Genomic DNA, 16,882 nt, shown 5'->3' with positions numbered 1-16,882 from the left:
TTCTCCTTAGTTGGTCGCGGTCATCTCACCCGGTAGCGCTGCGCTGGCCGTCTGGGCAGCGCCGCTCTGTGGCGCAGACTGCAGCGGATGGGCATCAAAGTATTTACGCAGACCGTTATAAATCGCTTCAGCAATTTGCTGCTGATAGCTGTCGCTTCCCAGCAGACGCTCTTCACCGTTGTTACTGATAAAGCCCGTCTCTACAAGGATGGACGGGATATCCGGCGAGCGCAGAACGCCGAGGCTGGCATGTTCAGGACGACGCTTATGCAGCACACCAATGCTTTGCAGCTGGTTCAATACGTTAGTGGCCACATCATACCCGACGCGCTGAGAATGACCGAATTGTAAATCCAGCACCGCCTGGCTGAGATACGGGTCTGACTGGCTGTTTGCCAGCACATCGCCCGCGCCGCCTAGCAGTTCAGACTGCTTCTCATGCTCTTCCAGCCAGTTGGCCATTTCGCTGTTGGCGCGACGGTTCGAGAGTACCCATACCGAGGCGCCGGTCGCGTTACGGTTTGGCGCAGCATCCGCGTGGATGGAGACCAGGAAGTTCGCATTCTGCTTGCGCGCGACGTCCGAACGCCCCATTACCGAAATGAAGTAATCCCCGTCGCGGGTCAACACGCCTTTGAACGTAGGGTCGTCGTTGAGCAGTGCACGCAATTTGCGGGCAATGGCGATGGTGACATTTTTCTCTTGCGTCCCACCCGGGCCAATCGCCCCCGGGTCCTGTCCACCATGACCTGCATCAATGGCGATAATCACTTTGTCACCGCTGGTCGCAGCACGGCGCGTACTCACCGCCGGACGGGTCACTGTATTGCTGCTGGTTGCCGCAGTGATGCGATCGTTCTGCGATTTAAACGGATTACGCGCAGGTTCAGCAGGACGCGGCGTATACACCGGTTCTTCCACGCGTTTGGCAACGACAGGCGGCGGTGGAGGCGGCGGCGGGACATCGGCACTGATGGTAAAGACCACCGTATAGTTCGCCCCGTTTTGCTGCTTCACCGCCTTCGTTTTGCCCTTTTCGGTCAGATCGACCACCAGGCGTAACGACTGGCTATCCTGCGGCGTACCCGAACGGATACTTTTCACCAGGTTGTTGCCGCTGAACTGCAGCGGTAATCCCTGGATCACGCCTGTCTGTTTGATATCCAGCGCCACGCTGTGGCTGTCTGGCTGTGAAAACGCATACTCAGGATCGCCCATAAAGCTGAACGTGATCCGGGCCTGGCTTTCGCCGTTCGATACCTGAATATCTGAAAGATTTGCCGCCCCGGCCTGCGCGCACAGCAGCACGGTGGCAGCCAACAACCAACCTTTAACGCGATTTATCATCCCGTCATCCCTACGCTTAACCGGCCAGACGCGCCAGTAAGGAACTGCCTGATGAGGAAACAGCACTGATGCGTGCCTCACGCCCTTGAGCCTGGTAATCTAAGTGAATTTCGACATCCGGGTCAGGCAGCACACCCGCACCTTGTTGCGGCCACTCCACCAGGCAAATGGCGTCGTTGGCAAAATAATCACGGATCCCCATAAATTCCAGCTCCTCAGGATCCGCAAGGCGGTATAAATCGAAGTGGTACACCATGAGATTTTCAAGGGTGTACGGTTCTACCAGCGTGTAGGTTGGGCTTTTCACATTCCCGTTATGCCCTAACGCCTGCAAAAAACCCCGGCTGAAGGTGGTTTTACCCGCCCCTAAATCACCATACAGATAAATGACGGTTGCCCCCTGACAGGCCTGCGCCACGCGCTTGCCGAGTTCTAAAGTGGCTTGTTCATCAGGTAAAGGAATCGCTCGATTAGTCATTTTCTACGTCAATCACATCCGGGTTAACTACACGCCGCAGCGTGCAAAAGAGATCGGTGGCCAGCATACCGCGCGTACCGTAACGCGCAGCCAGTTTATCTGCCGCAACGCCGTGGGCCACGCAGCCCGCACAGGCTGCATCATAAAGGGGAAGTTTCTGTCCAAGCAATGCGCCAATAATACCGGAAAGCACATCGCCCATGCCGCCGCTCGCCATGCCCGCATTTCCGGCATCAATAATGCCCTGCGTCTCGTCACAGGCGACAACGGTTCCCGCCCCTTTTAAAACGGCAACACCTCCGTAACGTTTTACCAGACGCTGAGCAGAAAGTAAGCGATCGCTTTCAATTTCTGCCACGCTGCAGTTAAGCAGCCGCGCGGCTTCGCCGGGGTGTGGCGTCAGAATGCGATTGTGACGCTTATCCGGGTTTATTGCCAGAAGGTTAAGCGCGTCGGCATCCCACAGCATCGGTTTGCGAAAATTCTCGACCTTTTGCAGGGCCTGTTTACCCCACGCCTGCTGCCCAAGCCCGGGACCGATCACCACCACATCCGCCCATTCGAGGCTTTCCTCCAGCGTCTGGAGCGTAAGCTCATGGACCATCAGCTCCGGTCGGGCCGTGACGATCGGCGCAATATTCTCAATGCGAGTGAGCACTCGCACTAATCCGGCGCCGCTGCGCAGAGCCGCTTCACCGGTCATGCGAATCGCACCCGCCGTACCGTGGTCACCGCCCACAATCACCAGCCTGCCGTGATCGCCCTTATGTGACGCTGGTCGTCGCGGCGGGAGCCACGCTGCAAGCTGCGACGCATCATAACGCATGAGGTGCGTTTCCTGCCCGGCCAGCCAGCTCTCCAGCCCCAGCGCACTGTGGTGCAACACGCCAACGACATCCCGCGCTTTGCCGGTCAGTAGCCCCGGCTTGAGGGCAATAAAGGTCACCGTATGTGCCGCCTGAATCACCGCCCCCGGCGTCGCACCGGTTTGTGCAATCAGGCCAGAGGGAATATCCAGGGCGACTACCGGCGCGGAATGTCTGTTAGCGCGTTCAATAAGCGCGGCAACGTTTTCGCGCGGCGCGCTGCGCAGCCCGGTGCCCAGCAGCCCGTCAACAATCAGATCAACATCCTCTGGCCAGACGATATCAGGCGCATGAATCACACCGCCGGCGTTCAGCCATGCCTCCCGCGCCGCGCTGGCCTCTTCCGGCAGCGGTTTATCACTTTCGAGAGCCAGCAAGGTCACGCGGATACCCGCAGCGACCGCGAGACGGGCGACGACGTAGCCGTCACCGCCATTGTTGCCGTGCCCGCACAGAATCAGCCAGTGGGCGGCCTGCGGCCAGGCGCTACGGGCAACGTCAAACGCTGCCTCACCCGCGCGGAGCATCAGTTCATACAGGGTAATCCCGAGGCTGTCTGCAGCCTCTTTTTCGGCGCGCCGGAGGTCATCCGCATGCCAGATGGAATGTGGTATACTTGCGGGGTTTTTCTTCACCGTATGGTCCGTCATGTCACAGCCCCTCGATCTCAATGAATTAGCGCAAAAAATCAAACAGTGGGGTGCTGAGCTTGGCTTCCAGAAGGTAGGCATTACCGATACCGACCTCTCCGCCAGCGAGCCCAAACTGCAGGCCTGGCTGGACAAACAATACCACGGCGAAATGGAGTGGATGGCACGTCATGGCATGATGCGCGCCCGTCCACACGAGCTTTTGCCGGGCACATTACGCGTCATCAGCGTGCGCATGAACTACCTGCCCGCCAACGCGGCCTTTGCGCGCACGCTCAAAGACCCCTCGCTGGGTTACGTTAGCCGGTACGCCCTCGGTCGTGATTACCATAAGCTTCTGCGTAACCGTTTAAAAAAACTCGGGGAAACTATTCAGCAGCACTGTGTTTCGCTGAATTTTAGACCCTTTGTCGATTCCGCGCCTATTCTTGAGCGTCCGATCGCCGAAAAAGCCGGGCTTGGCTGGACAGGTAAGCACTCACTTATTCTTAGCCGCGACGCCGGATCGTTCTTCTTCCTCGGTGAACTGCTGATTGATTTACCGCTGCCGGTAGACGGCCCGGTAGAGGAAGGCTGTGGCCGCTGCGTGGCCTGTATGACCATCTGCCCCACCGGCGCCATCGTTGAGCCTTACACCGTTGATGCGCGCCGCTGTATCTCCTACCTCACGATCGAACTGGAAGGCGCCATTCCGGAGGAGTTCCGACCGCTTATCGGCAACCGCATCTACGGCTGCGACGATTGCCAGCTCATCTGCCCGTGGAACCGCTATTCACAGCTCACCGACGAAGAGGATTTCAGCCCGCGCAAGGCGCTCCATGCCCCGCCGCTCGCTGAACTGTTCGCCTGGACCGAAGCCTGGTTCCTGAAAGTGACGGAGGGTTCGGCCATTCGCCGTATCGGCCATCTGCGCTGGCTGCGAAATGTGGCCGTCGCGCTGGGGAATGCCCCGTGGGATGAAGCGAATATTCGGGCGCTTGAAAGCCGTAGAGGTGAGCACCCACTTCTTGATGAACACATAGAATGGGCGATTGCGCAGCAAGTTGAGAAACGTAATGCCTGTGTGGTCGAGGTGCAGCTACCGAAGAAACAGCGTCTGGTGAGGGTGATTGAAAAAGGGCTTCCGCGGGATGCCTGAACTATTCACAGCCTGTGAATAAAATTACAAACTCAAGCGCCATCAGGGCTGGAGAAGAGTTCAAGTGATCTCAATAACATTTTGAAATCAAATTTTATGAAGTAAATACAGTATCTTATGAAGATATTATTCACCCTGCTAAGTTTTAGCCCTGTTTCGGTTAAGCGCAGTTTCTGTGGATAACTCTGTTCACAAGAGTATTTCAGAGAAAACAGAAAACGTCCCCAGCGATTCTTTTCGCTGTGGATATTTTAGAGATGAAGAAGAATTTGGAGCGGGAAACGAGACTCGAACTCGCGACCCCGACCTTGGCAAGGTCGTGCTCTACCAACTGAGCTATTCCCGCTTGGGTGGTGCGTGCTGTGGAAGCACTTTCAAATTTTGGAGCGGGAAACGAGACTCGAACTCGCGACCCCGACCTTGGCAAGGTCGTGCTCTACCAACTGAGCTATTCCCGCTTGGGCAGTCTGTGCTGTGAAAGCACTTTCAAATTTTGGAGCGGGAAACGAGACTCGAACTCGCGACCCCGACCTTGGCAAGGTCGTGCTCTACCAACTGAGCTATTCCCGCAAATCTGCACTGCTTTTGTTGCTGTCGTAACGTGTAATTCTCTGTCGTTACGGGAGGCGCATTATACGAGAAATCCTTTTAGCTGCAACCCCCCTTAAAGCGATTTTTTCGAAATCCAGTTCAAATGCTTATTTAATCGGCAAGCTGCACAATTTAACGACAAAAACCCGGCCACGCAAGGCGCCGGATCTCAAAATCACAGCTTAATAAAGTTTTCGCGGTAGTAAGAAAGCTCCGCCACGGACTCTCGGATATCGTCCATCGCCTGGTGCGTCCCCTGCTTTTTAAAGCCGTCGAGGATTTCAGGCTTCCAGCGACGCGCCAGCTCTTTCAGCGTGCTGACATCCAGATAGCGGTAGTGGAAGTAAGACTCCAGCTCCGGCATGTACTTAAACAGGAAACGACGATCCTGGCCGATGCTATTCCCACAAATAGGTGATTTGCCCGCCGGAACCCACTGTTTCAGGAACTCAAGCGTCGCCAGCTCCGCCTCACGGTCACCCATGGTGCTCGCCTTCACGCGCTCCACCAGGCCACTGCCGGTGTGGGTACGCACGTTCCACTCGTCCATCAACGCCAGCTGGTCATCAGACTGATGCACCGCAATCGTAGGCCCTTCCGCCAGGATATTCAGGTTGGCGTCCGTCACCAGGGTCGCAATTTCAATAATGCGATCGCGCTCGGGATCCAGCCCGGTCATTTCGAGATCGATCCAAATCAGGTTGTTTTCATCCGCGCTCATGTTATTTTCCACCCTTCTCGCATAACCGGCAGTAGCAGGTTAACTAGTATTAATTAGAGTGTATCATAGAGGTTTTGCCCCCTACGGGCGACCAGGAGCCAGTGCGATTGAGTAAAAATAAACTCTCCAAAGGGCAGCAGCGCCGCGTGAATGCCAATCACCAGCGCCGTCTTAAAACCACTGCGGAGAAGGTCGATTACGACGACAACCTGTTTGGCGACCCAACGGAAGGCGTAGTCATCAGCCGTTTCGGTATGCACGCTGACGTGGAATCCGCCGATGGTGCCATTCACCGCTGCAACATCCGCCGGACCATTCGTTCTCTGGTGACCGGCGACCGCGTCGTCTGGCGACCGGGTAAAGAGGCGGCGGAAGGCGTAACGGTAAAAGGTATTGTTGAAGCGGTCCATGAGCGCACGTCCGTGTTAACCCGTCCCGATTTCTACGACGGGGTCAAACCGATTGCCGCCAACATTAACCAAATCGTTATCGTATCGGCGATTTTGCCCGAACTGTCGCTCAATATTATCGACCGATACCTCGTCGCCTGCGAAACGCTGCAGGTTGAACCGATCATCGTGCTGAACAAAATCGATCTGCTGGACGACGACGGAATGGCCTTCGTCAATGAGCAGATGGATATCTATCGCAAAATTGGCTACCGCGTCCTGATGGTCTCCAGCTACACCAAAGATGGCCTGAAACCGCTTGAAGAGGCACTGACCGACCGCATCAGCATCTTTGCGGGCCAGTCCGGCGTAGGTAAATCGAGCCTGCTGAACAACCTGCTTGGCCTTCAGCAAGAGATCCTCACCAACGATGTGTCTGACGTCTCGGGCCTGGGCCAGCACACCACCACCGCGTCACGCCTGTATCACTTCCCACATGGCGGCGACGTGATCGACTCCCCGGGCGTGCGAGAGTTCGGTTTATGGCACCTTGAGCCGGAACAAATCTTTAACGGATTTGTCGAATTCCATGATTATTTAGGCGCTTGCAAGTACCGCGACTGTAAACACGATAACGATCCAGGCTGCGCTATCCGTGAAGCGGTTGAGAAAGGCGAAATCGCGGAGACCCGCTTCGAGAATTATCACCGCATTCTTGAGAGCATGGATCAGGTAAAAACGCGTAAAAACTTTTCTGATTCTGATAACTGACAACTAAGCTAAGCATCGCTAAAATCGTCCCCTTTTTTCAGGTTCCGGCGGCTTAACGCCGGATCAGGAACGACAAAACAATGGCCTGGAGGCTACCTTGTTAAACGCATTTAAACTTTCGCTTCAATACATTCTGCCAAAACTGTGGCTCACTCGCCTGGCGGGCTGGGGCGCGAGCAAACGCGCAGGCTGGCTGACCAAACTGGTCATCGACCTTTTCGTAAAATATTACAAGGTCGACATGAAAGAGGCGCAGAAGCCGGATACCGCCAGCTACCGCACCTTCAACGAATTCTTCGTGCGCCCGCTGCGTGACGACGTGCGCCCGGTGAACACCGACCCTAACGTCCTGGTGATGCCGGCAGACGGCGTGATCAGCCAGTTGGGTAACATCGAAGACGACAAAATTCTGCAGGCGAAGGGCCATAACTACAGCCTGGAAGCGCTGCTGGCGGGTAACTACCTGATGGCGGATCTGTTCCGCAACGGTACCTTTGCCACCACCTATCTGTCACCGCGCGACTACCACCGCGTGCACATGCCGTGTAACGGCATCCTGCGTGAAATGATTTACGTCCCGGGCGATCTGTTCTCCGTGAACCACCTGACCGCGCAGAACGTGCCAAACCTGTTTGCCCGTAACGAGCGCGTCATCTGCCTGTTCGATACTGAATTTGGCCCTATGGCCCAGATTCTGGTCGGTGCGACCATCGTTGGCAGCATCGAAACCGTCTGGGCAGGCACCATCACCCCGCCGCGCGAAGGCGTGATCAAACGCTGGACCTGGCCTGCCGGTGAAGCGGAAGGTTCCGTGGCCCTGCTCAAAGGTCAGGAGATGGGCCGCTTTAAGCTGGGCTCCACCGTGATCAACCTGTTTGCGCCGGGCAAAGTGAAGCTGGCTGAACAGCTTGAAAGCCTGTCGGTGACAAAGCTGGGCCAGCCGCTGGCGGTCTCTACCGAAACCTTCGTGACGCCGGATGCAGAGCCTGCTCCGCTGTCACAAGAAGAGATTCACGCCGAGCACGACGCCAGCCCGCTGGTTGACGACAAAAAAGACGAAGGCTAACAACAGAAGGATCGCTGACGTGCGCCCGATTATCGTTCTACTGATGGCCTGGTGCCTCAGCATGGGGGCGTACGCAGCGACAGCCCCCGACGCCAAACAGATAACCCAGGAACTGGAGCAGGCAAAAGCGGCCAAACCCGCTCAGCCAGAGACAGTCGAGTCGCTCCAGTCCGCACTGAACGCGCTTGAGGAGCGGAAAGGCTCGCTTGAGCGCGCTCAGCAGTATCAGCAGGTTATCGACAACTTCCCCAAACTCTCGCAGACGCTGCGCGCGCAGCTCAATAACTTGCGCGACGAACCGCGCGATGTGCCGGCAGGGATGACCTCCGACGCGTTGAACCAGGAGATCCTGCAGGTCAGCAGCCAGCTTCTGGAAAAGAGCCGCCTTGCTCAGCAGGAGCAGGAGCGAGCGCGCGAAATTGCCGACTCCCTCAGCCAGCTTCCGCAGCAGCAAACCGACGCCCGCCGCCAGCTTAATGAAGTTGAGCGCCGCGTGGGGACACAAAACGGCAACACGCCACAGGCGCAGGCCCAAAATCTGGGCCTGCAGGCAGAATCAGCTCGCCTGAAGGCCCTTGTCGATGAGCTCGAGCTGGCGCAGCTTTCCGCCAATAACCGCCAGGAGCTGTCGCGGATGCGCTCAGAACTCGCTCAAAAGCAGAGCGAGCAGCTGGACGCCTATCTTCAGGCCTTGCGCAACCAGCTCAATAGCCAGCGCCAGCGTGAAGCGGAGCGCGCGCTGGAAAGTACCGAGCTGCTGGCAGAAAATAGCGATAACCTGCCTGCTGGCATCGTCGAGCAGTTTAAGGTCAACCGTGAGCTTTCGGCCGCGCTGAATCAACAGGCGCAGCGTATGGATCTGGTGGCCTCGCAGCAGCGTCAGGCCACTAATCAAACCCTTCAGGTTCGCCAGGCGCTCAACACCCTGCGCGAACAGTCCCAGTGGCTCGGATCGTCAAACCTGCTGGGCGAAGCGCTACGCGCCCAGGTCGCGCGCCTGCCGGAGATGCCAAAGCCGCAGCAGCTGGATACCGAAATGGCCCAGTTGCGCGTTCAGCGACTGCATTTTGAAGATCTTCTCAATAAGCAGCCGCAAATCCGCCAGATCCGTCAGGCTGACGGACAGCCTCTGACCAGCGAGCAAAGCCGCATTCTGGAAGCCCAGCTGCGTACCCAGCGTGAACTGCTGAACTCTCTGCTCCAGGGCGGGGATACGCTGATTCTTGAGCTGACCAAGCTAAAAGTGTCCAACAGCCAGCTGGAAGATGCGTTGAAAGAGGTGAACGAGGCGACGCACCGTTATCTCTTCTGGACGTCCGACGTGCGTCCGATGACCTTCTCGTGGCCAATTGAGATTGTCCAGGATCTGCGCCGTCTGATTTCGCTGGATACCTTCAGCCAGCTGGGACAGGCCAGCGTGATGATGCTCACCAGCAAAGAGACCATTTTCCCGCTGCTGGGGGCGTTAATTCTGGTGGGCTTCAGCATTTACTCGCGCAGACATTTCACCCGCTTCCTCGAGCGTTCCAGCTCCCGAGTGGGGAAGGTTACCCAGGATCACTTCTGGCTGACGTTGCGCACCGTATTCTGGTCGATTCTCGTCGCCTCCCCGCTGCCGGTGCTGTGGATGACGCTGGGCTATGGCCTGCGGGAAGCCTGGCCCTATCCGCTCGCGGTAGCGATTGGCGATGGCGTCACCGCCACGGTGCCGCTGCTGTGGGTGGTGATGATTTGCGCCACCTTTGCGCGACCCAATGGCCTGTTTATCGCCCACTTTGGCTGGCCGCGTCATCGCGTGGCGCGCGCCATGCGTTACTATCTGATGAGCATCGGGCTGATTGTGCCGCTGATTATGGCGCTGATCATGTTCGATAATCTCAACGACCGGGAGTTTTCAGGCTCGCTGGGCCGCCTCTGCTTTATGCTGATATGCGGAGCGCTGGCCATCGTCACGCTCAGCCTGAAACGCGCGGGTATTCCGCTCTATCTGGACAAAACCGGCAGCGGCGACAATATGTTCAACCGGCTGCTCTGGAACCTGCTGCTCAGCGCACCGTTGATTGCGATGCTGGCAGCCGCGGTGGGTTACCTGGCGACGTCGCAGGCGCTGTTGGCACGTCTCGAAACCTCGGTGGCCATCTGGTTCCTGCTGCTGGTGGTGTATCACGTTATCCGCCGCTGGATGCTGATCCAGCGCCGCCGTCTGGCGTTTGACCGTGCCAAACATCGCCGGGCGGAGATCCTCGCCCAGCGCGCGCGGGGTGAGGAAGAGCCAAACCACGTTAACAGTACGGAAGGTACGACGGAGGCGGATGAGGTCGAGCTGGATCTGGATGCCATCAGTACCCAGTCCCTGCGTCTGGTTCGCTCCATCCTGATGCTGATTGCCCTCCTTTCGGTCATCTTCCTGTGGTCGGAGATCCACTCGGCATTTGGCTTCCTGGAGAACATCTCGCTGTGGGACGTGACCTCTACGGTGCAGGGCGTTGAAAGCCTGGAGCCGATCACCTTAGGGGCGGTGCTGATTGCCATTCTGGTGCTGATCATCACCACCCAGCTGGTGCGCAACTTCCCGGCGCTGCTGGAGCTGGCGCTGCTGCAGCATCTGGATTTAACGCCGGGTACGGGCTATGCAATCACGACCATTACCAAGTATCTGATCATGCTGTTTGGCGGTCTGGTTGGCTTCTCGATGATCGGCATTGAGTGGTCGAAGCTCCAGTGGCTCGTCGCAGCGCTCGGCGTTGGATTAGGTTTTGGTTTACAGGAGATCTTCGCCAACTTCATCTCGGGCCTGATCATTCTGTTCGAGAAACCGATCCGTATTGGCGATACCGTCACGATCCGCGATCTGACCGGCAGCATCACGAAGATCAACACCCGTGCGACGACGATCAGCGACTGGGATCGGAAAGAGATCATCGTGCCAAACAAGGCGTTTATTACCGAGCAGTTCATCAACTGGTCGCTGTCAGACTCCGTTACCCGTGTGGTGCTGACGGTCCCGGCACCGTCGGACGCGAACAGCGAAGAGGTCACCCAGATCCTCTACACTGCCGCGGAGCGCTGCTCGCTGGTCATCGACAACCCGGCGCCGGAAGTCTTCCTTGTGGATTTACAGCAGGGGATTCAGATTTTCGAGCTGCGTATCTACGCCGCCGAAATGGGCCACCGTATGCCGCTGCGCCATGAGATCCACCAGCTGATTCTGGCGGGCTTCCGCGAGCACGGTATTGATATGCCGTTCCCACCGTTCCAGATGCGTCTGGAAACTCTGGACGGGCGTAAAACGGGAAGAACGCTGACGTCAGCGGCGCGTACGCGCCCGGCGGGCAGCTTATAACGCGTCTCCCCTCCCTTTCGGGAGGGGAATATTCCCGCTACGCCACTTCTGCGATGTACGCCGTCGCGCGTCGACGGTAATTCTCATAAATCCCCATCGCCAGCAGCGAGAAGAAGATCGGACCGCCCACCATCCACAGCGCGCTGTTCCAGTCGTTCGCCTCAATCACCGGCTGAATGATGGTGAAAATATTGGCAAACGCCACCACCAGCAGCACCACCGTGGTGGCCAACAGCGTTGCCGCGCGGGTTTTGAAGATCACAAACGGACGCTCAAGATCCTGCTTTGCCTTAAAGAACGGGAATGCCAGGGTCAGAAACAGGTACGGCAGCGTCATCGACACGTTCGCCATCAGGGTCAGCTTGTTATAGAACGCCGATGCGGTATCACCGCCAAATGACACCAGCAGAATAAACACGCACACCAGCAGACACTGCATCCACATGGCGTTGGCAGGCATGCCTGCGGTATTGAGCTGGGTCATGCGTCCCGGCCACAGCGCTTTTGGCGTACCCTGGATGATCGCTTTCAGCGGCGAGTAGATCAGCGTGAAGAATGCGCCGGTATAGGCAAGGAACATCGACAGGCCGGTAATGCGCGCAAACCAGATCCCCATGGTGGCCGATGCTTCCGGCGTCAGGTGCATGGCGTTACCCAGCGTCATCCCCAGGCTTTTCATCAGCACGTAGGTAATGTTCCCGAGGTTGGTGGTGTTGTTACTCAATACCTGCTGCCAGTTGGTGCTGACGCCCCAGAGGAAAATCGCCAGTGAATAGCCGATGGAAATCACGATAGCGGCAAAAATAATCCCTTTGGCAAAGTTCTTTTCCGGGTTCTCGGTCTTGTCGACCAGCCCGCCCACCGCTTCAATACCGCCGTAGGCGAAGATGGCAAACACCACGAAGGAAAGCATGGCCAGCCCGGACTGGTAACCTGGATTAGGCGAGGAAACGAAGTTCACCTCCTGCGCAAAATGACCACCGTTCAGACACAGAATGGCAATACTCACCAACAGCAGCACCAGGTTCAGGCACATCACGGAAATACCGCCAACGGCAGTGATACGGGCAATTTTGTTGATGCCTTTTGACGCCACCAGCGTGACCACCACCATCCAGCATACCGCCAGAATCCCGACGACCTGCGTGGAGCTCAGCCCCGCCAGAGACCAGACCTGCGTTTTATCGGCACCGAAAAGAAACGTGGAGAATGGCACCCAGACTTTGGCCGCCGTGCTGACCATCCAGACGACATAAGAGGAGAACCACATAAACGTGCCGATAAAGGCATAACGCGGGCCGACGCTGTTGTTCATCCAGGAGTAGATCCCGCCCTCTTCTTTCCGGTAAGCCGAGCCCATCTCCGCCATCATCAGCGCAAACGGGATAAAGAAGAACAGAGCCGAAACGATATAAAACGGCGTCGCGCTGTAACCCATCAGATAGAACGCTGATGGGCTGTTGGCAAAGCCAAAGACTGAGGTAAATATCATCAGGATGAGCCCGGTAAGGGTCATCTTTTTGAGTGACTGGGACATAGAACCATCCGAAAAGGAATTAAACTGCGCGGATGGTAGCAGATGACCAGACTAATATTGTGGCTATAAGGGGCAAATTAAGAAAAAGACCCGTATATTGATAATATGACAGTTTTTAATGTGGCAGGGCCAAATGACCGAGTAGGCCGGGTAAGCGACAGCGCCACCCGGCAATTCTTTAAGCGCGATCGACCGTAAAGGCAATCACATCGCCAAGCTGCTCTGCGCCCAGGGCCAGCATGACCAGACGGTCAACACCCAGCGCCACGCCGGAGCAATCCGGCAGACCTGCTTTTAATGCTTCAAGCAGATTAACATCAATAGGCTGCTGCGGCAGGCCGCGCGCGGCGCGCTTGCGGTTATCCTGCTCGAAACGTTGCGCCTGCTCGCGCGCGTCGGTCAATTCGTGGAAGCCGTTCGCCAGCTCAATGCCTTTGTAATAGACCTCAAAACGCTCTGCCACACGGTGGTCTTCGGTGCTGATCTGCGCCAGTGACGCCTGGCTTGCCGGGAAGTGATAGACAAACGTCGGACGGTCTTTGCCAATCTGCGGTTCCACGCCGAAGGTGAACAGCAGCTGCAGCAGCGTGTCGCGGTCCTCTTCGGTATCTGCCACGTTGCTCAGATCCAGTTTTGCCGCCACTTCGCGCAGCAGGGTTTTGTCCGCCGACAGCGGATCGATTTCCAGATGGCGCTGGAAGGCCTGCTGATAAGAGAGCGTTTCCGCTTCTGAGCAATCCAGAACCTGCTGAAGCAGATCGTCCACCTCATTCATCAGGCGGTACATATCATAATGCGGGCGGTACCACTCCAGCATGGTGAATTCCGGGTTGTGGTGACGACCCATCTCTTCGTTGCGGAAGCTACGGCACAGCTGATAGACCGGACCACATCCCGCCGCCAGCAGGCGTTTCATGTGGTATTCCGGGCTGGTCATCAGATACAAATTCATGCCCTGAGAGTGGCCGGGGCCAACAAAACGGGTTTCAAACGGGACCAGATGAATATCCGTTACCGTTGCCTGACTCATGCACGGGGTTTCCACCTCCAGGACGCCGCGGTCGGCAAAGAAACGGCGGATCTCCGTCATAATTGCAGCGCGTTTTAACAGATTAGGGATGGATGCGCTCGGCTCCCAGGTGGCCGTTTCGCTCATGAGTTGTTCTCCGATTTCAGACAAGGGCACGAAGTCTACTCGTTAGCAGGGACAGAGACAAATTTTGCGCAGTAAAAAAGCGCATTTCATTTAGGTGAACAATTGCGTGATGCAATTCATCAATCTCAATGATAAATCGCCGGACAGAACAGCAAAAAAATCGAACACGTCAAATTTCCCTGACATCTACACGGTTATACTGTTTTACCCATAAAGGAGCAGTGGAAACGCTTTCGCAATCGTCCTTTTGGACGGGTGAACTACCTTTAGTTTGTCGCGTTGCGAAATAACAAAAATCTGGAGGAATGTCGTGCAAACTTTTCAGGCCGATCTTGCCGTAATAGGCGCTGGCGGGGCTGGATTACGTGCTGCGATTGCTGCAGCGCAAGCTAATCCCAACGCTAAAATCGCATTGATTTCAAAAGTCTATCCAATGCGCAGCCACACGGTGGCCGCAGAAGGAGGATCCGCCGCCGTTGCGCAGGATCATGACAGCTTTGAATACCATTTCCACGACACGGTTGCAGGGGGCGACTGGCTTTGCGAACAGGATGTCGTTGACTACTTTGTGCACCATTGTCCAACGGAGATGACCCAGCTTGAACAGTGGGGATGTCCGTGGAGCCGCCGTCCGGACGGCAGCGTCAACGTTCGTCGCTTCGGCGGCATGAAGATCGAACGTACCTGGTTCGCCGCCGATAAGACCGGCTTCCACATGCTGCACACCCTGTTCCAGACCTCCCTTCAGTTCCCACAAATCCAGCGCTTTGATGAGCATTTCGTCCTCGACATTCTGGTGGATGATGGACACGCGCGCGGCCTGGTGGCGATGAACATGATGGAAGGCACGCTCGTCCAGATCCGCGCCAATGCGGTGGTGATGGCGACGGGCGGTGCGGGCCGTGTTTATCGTTATAACACCAACGGCGGCATCGTCACCGGCGACGGTATGGGTATGGCGCTCAGCCACGGCGTGCCGCTGCGCGATATGGAGTTCGTGCAGTATCACCCAACCGGTCTGCCGGGCTCCGGCATTCTGATGACGGAAGGCTGCCGCGGTGAAGGCGGTATCCTGGTCAACAAAAACGGCTACCGCTACCTGCAGGATTACGGCATGGGCCCGGAAACCCCGCTCGGCGAGCCGAAGAACAAGTACATGGAGCTCGGCCCGCGCGACAAAGTCTCTCAGGCCTTCTGGCACGAGTGGCGCAAAGGCAACACCATCTCCACACCGCGTGGCGACGTGGTTCACCTCGACCTGCGTCACCTGGGCGAGAAAAAGCTGCTGGAACGTCTGCCGTTCATCTGCGAGCTGGCGAAAGCCTACGTCGGCGTCGATCCGGTGAAAGAGCCGATTCCAGTCCGCCCAACGGCGCACTACACCATGGGCGGGATCGAAACCGACCAGCAGTGTGAAACCCGTATTAAGGGTCTGTTCGCCGTCGGTGAATGTTCCTCCGTGGGCCTGCACGGCGCCAACCGTCTCGGCTCAAACTCGCTGGCCGAGCTGGTGGTCTTTGGCCGCATGGCGGGCGAGCGCGCGATGGAACGAGCGGCAACCGCTGGCGAAGCTAACGGTGCCGCGCTGGATGCGCAGGTCGCAGACGTTGAAAAACGCCTGAAAGATCTGGTGAACCAGGAAGGTAACGAGAACTGGTCTAAGATCCGCGACGAGATGGGCCTGTCGATGGAAGAAGGTTGCGGTATCTACCGTACCCCTGAGCTGATGCAAAAAACCGTCGATAAGCTGGCGGAACTGCAGGAGCGCTTCAAGCGCGTGCGCATCACCGACACCTCCAGCGTCTTCAACACCGACCTGCTCTACACCATCGAGCTGGGCCACGGCCTGAACGTGGCGGAATGTATGGCGCACTCTGCGCTGGCGCGTAAAGAGTCGCGTGGGGCGCATCAGCGTCTTGATGAAGGCTGTACCGAACGTGACGACGTCAACTTCCTGAAACACACTCTCGCCTGGCGCGATGCGGATGGCACCACACGTCTGGACTACAGCGACGTGAAAATCACCACGCTGCCGCCGGCTAAACGCGTGTACGGTGCTGAAGCAGAAGCCGCCGAGAAGAAGGAGAAGGCGAATGGCTGAGATGCAAAAACTGAAAGTTGAAGTGGTGCGCTACAACCCGGAAGTGGATGCCGCACCGCACAGCGCTTTCTATGAAGTTCCTTACGACGAGCAAACCTCCCTGCTGGACGCGCTCGGGTATATCAAAGACAACCTGGCGCCAGACCTGAGCTACCGCTGGTCCTGCCGCATGGCGATCTGCGGCTCCTGTGGCATGATGGTCAACAAGGTGCCGAAGCTGGCCTGTAAGACCTTCCTGCGTGACTACACCAAAGGCATCAAGGTCGAAGCCCTGGGCAACTTCCCTATCGAGCGCGATCTGGTGGTCGATATGACCCACTTTATCGAAAGCCTGGAAGCCATTAAGCCTTACATTATTGGCAACCCGCGCACGCCGGATCAGGGGCCAAACAACCAGACTCCAGCTCAGATGGCGAAATACCATCAGTTCTCCGGCTGCATCAACTGCGGTCTTTGCTACGCCGCCTGTCCGCAGTTTGGCCTGAACCCCGAGTTCATCGGCCCGGCCGCCATTACGCTGGCGCACCGCTATAACGAAGACAGCCGCGACCACGGTAAAAAAGAACGTATGGCGCAGCTTAACAGCCAGAACGGCGTCTGGACCTGTACCTTTGTGGGTTATTGCTCCGAAGTCTGTCCGAAGCACGTCGACCCGGCCGCCGCCATTCAGCAGGGTAAAGTGGAAAGCTCGAAAGACTTTCTTATCGCTACCCTGAAACCACGCTAAG

General features: G+C 57.0%; 12 protein-coding genes and 3 tRNA genes. 6 read left to right on the top strand and 9 right to left on the bottom strand.

Annotated elements, in window-relative coordinates; translation table 11 throughout:
• Positions 1-6: 6 nt before the first annotated feature.
• From amiB to nnr, 3 genes are read right to left on the bottom strand one after another with little or no spacing between them, the layout of a single operon-like run.
• Positions 7-1,347, bottom strand: coding sequence for an N-acetylmuramoyl-L-alanine amidase AmiB (gene amiB, locus ACHH0Z_RS19100; RefSeq protein ID WP_045408116.1), 1,341 nt, complete (start codon positions 1,345-1,347; stop codon positions 7-9).
• Positions 1,348-1,363: 16 nt separating this feature from the next.
• Positions 1,364-1,825 carry a tRNA (adenosine(37)-N6)-threonylcarbamoyltransferase complex ATPase subunit type 1 TsaE gene (gene tsaE, locus ACHH0Z_RS19095; protein ID WP_013095283.1) on the bottom strand — a complete coding sequence of 154 codons (462 nt, stop codon included), beginning with the start codon at positions 1,823-1,825 and terminating at the stop codon, positions 1,364-1,366.
• The gene (gene nnr / locus ACHH0Z_RS19090; protein WP_045408114.1) at positions 1,818-3,341 is read right to left on the bottom strand and encodes a bifunctional ADP-dependent NAD(P)H-hydrate dehydratase/NAD(P)H-hydrate epimerase; all 1,524 of its coding nucleotides are present in this window, start codon (positions 3,339-3,341) and stop codon (positions 1,818-1,820) included. The genes tsaE and nnr overlap by 8 nt, the downstream gene beginning before the upstream one ends.
• Between nnr and queG the strand changes: the two genes are divergently transcribed.
• Positions 3,340-4,479: a tRNA epoxyqueuosine(34) reductase QueG gene (gene queG / locus ACHH0Z_RS19085; protein ID WP_023345299.1), complete on the top strand. Its 1,140-nt coding sequence runs from the start codon at positions 3,340-3,342 to the stop codon at positions 4,477-4,479. The two genes, nnr and queG, sit on opposite strands and share 2 nt — an antisense overlap.
• Before the next feature lie 270 nt (positions 4,480-4,749).
• Here queG and ACHH0Z_RS19080 read toward each other — a convergent pair.
• The 4 genes from ACHH0Z_RS19080 to orn all read right to left on the bottom strand — a co-directional run bounded on the left by ACHH0Z_RS19080 (position 4,750) and on the right by orn (position 5,791).
• Positions 4,750-4,825: transfer RNA gene (locus ACHH0Z_RS19080), tRNA-Gly, on the bottom strand.
• Between the two features lie 36 nt (positions 4,826-4,861).
• Positions 4,862-4,937, bottom strand: a tRNA-Gly gene (locus ACHH0Z_RS19075).
• A gap of 36 nt (positions 4,938-4,973) precedes the next feature.
• A tRNA-Gly gene (locus tag ACHH0Z_RS19070) sits at positions 4,974-5,049 on the bottom strand.
• Positions 5,050-5,245: 196 nt separating this feature from the next.
• On the bottom strand, positions 5,246-5,791 hold the full coding sequence (orn, locus tag ACHH0Z_RS19065) for an oligoribonuclease (protein WP_008502926.1): 546 nt from the start codon (positions 5,789-5,791) through the stop codon (positions 5,246-5,248).
• Between the two features lie 107 nt (positions 5,792-5,898).
• Here orn and rsgA point away from each other — a divergent pair, with 107 nt between their 5' ends.
• The 3 genes from rsgA (at position 5,899) to mscM (ending at position 11,360) form a co-directional block, all read left to right on the top strand.
• Positions 5,899-6,951: a small ribosomal subunit biogenesis GTPase RsgA gene (rsgA, locus tag ACHH0Z_RS19060; protein ID WP_008502927.1), complete on the top strand. Its 1,053-nt coding sequence runs from the start codon at positions 5,899-5,901 to the stop codon at positions 6,949-6,951.
• Positions 6,952-7,048: 97 nt separating this feature from the next.
• Complete coding sequence (asd, locus tag ACHH0Z_RS19055; protein ID WP_025911888.1) at positions 7,049-8,017, top strand: archaetidylserine decarboxylase; 969 nt, start codon at positions 7,049-7,051, stop codon at positions 8,015-8,017.
• 19 nt (positions 8,018-8,036) lie between these two features.
• Positions 8,037-11,360: a miniconductance mechanosensitive channel MscM gene (gene mscM / locus ACHH0Z_RS19050; protein ID WP_045409551.1), complete on the top strand. Its 3,324-nt coding sequence runs from the start codon at positions 8,037-8,039 to the stop codon at positions 11,358-11,360.
• 37 nt (positions 11,361-11,397) lie between these two features.
• Here the strand turns inward: mscM and yjeM are convergent, their stop codons facing one another.
• A complete protein-coding gene (gene yjeM, locus ACHH0Z_RS19045) occupies positions 11,398-12,897 on the bottom strand; it encodes a glutamate/gamma-aminobutyrate family transporter YjeM (protein ID WP_021240720.1) in 1,500 nt (499 codons plus the stop codon).
• A gap of 178 nt (positions 12,898-13,075) precedes the next feature.
• Positions 13,076-14,053, bottom strand: a complete 978-nt coding sequence (epmA, locus tag ACHH0Z_RS19040; RefSeq protein WP_008502931.1) for an elongation factor P--(R)-beta-lysine ligase — start codon at positions 14,051-14,053, stop codon at positions 13,076-13,078.
• 310 nt (positions 14,054-14,363) lie between these two features.
• On the opposite strand from epmA, the gene frdA reads away from it, so the two are divergent.
• Positions 14,364-16,154, top strand: a complete 1,791-nt coding sequence (gene frdA, locus ACHH0Z_RS19035) for a fumarate reductase (quinol) flavoprotein subunit (RefSeq protein ID WP_008502932.1) — start codon at positions 14,364-14,366, stop codon at positions 16,152-16,154.
• Entirely contained in the window at positions 16,147-16,881 is a 735-nt protein-coding gene (locus tag ACHH0Z_RS19030) for a succinate dehydrogenase/fumarate reductase iron-sulfur subunit (protein WP_021240721.1), read from the top strand. The genes frdA and ACHH0Z_RS19030 overlap by 8 nt, the downstream gene beginning before the upstream one ends.
• The last annotated feature ends 1 nt before the right edge of the window (position 16,882 follow it).

Origin of the sequence: Enterobacter cloacae complex sp. 2024EL-00227, from assembly GCF_043945315.1 — a bacterium.
Classification (GTDB): Bacteria; Pseudomonadota; Gammaproteobacteria; order Enterobacterales; family Enterobacteriaceae; genus Enterobacter; species Enterobacter roggenkampii.
This window is presented reverse-complemented; position numbering and strand designations above follow the sequence as displayed.

Bases quoted from the DNA above. Each gene is read 5' to 3' on its own strand.
- amiB (WP_045408116.1), bottom strand. From the start codon at position 1,347: ATGATAAATCGCGTTAAAGGTTGGTTGTTGGCTGCCACCGTGCTGCTG.
- tsaE (WP_013095283.1), bottom strand. From the start codon at position 1,825: ATGACTAATCGAGCGATTCCTTTACCTGATGAACAAGCCACTTTAGAA.
- queG (WP_023345299.1), top strand. From the start codon at position 3,340: ATGTCACAGCCCCTCGATCTCAATGAATTAGCGCAAAAAATCAAACAG.
- nnr (WP_045408114.1), bottom strand. From the start codon at position 3,341: ATGACGGACCATACGGTGAAGAAAAACCCCGCAAGTATACCACATTCC.
- orn (WP_008502926.1), bottom strand. From the start codon at position 5,791: ATGAGCGCGGATGAAAACAACCTGATTTGGATCGATCTCGAAATGACC.
- yjeM (WP_021240720.1), bottom strand. From the start codon at position 12,897: ATGTCCCAGTCACTCAAAAAGATGACCCTTACCGGGCTCATCCTGATG.
- epmA (WP_008502931.1), bottom strand. From the start codon at position 14,053: ATGAGCGAAACGGCCACCTGGGAGCCGAGCGCATCCATCCCTAATCTG.
- ACHH0Z_RS19030 (WP_021240721.1), top strand. From the start codon at position 16,147: ATGGCTGAGATGCAAAAACTGAAAGTTGAAGTGGTGCGCTACAACCCG.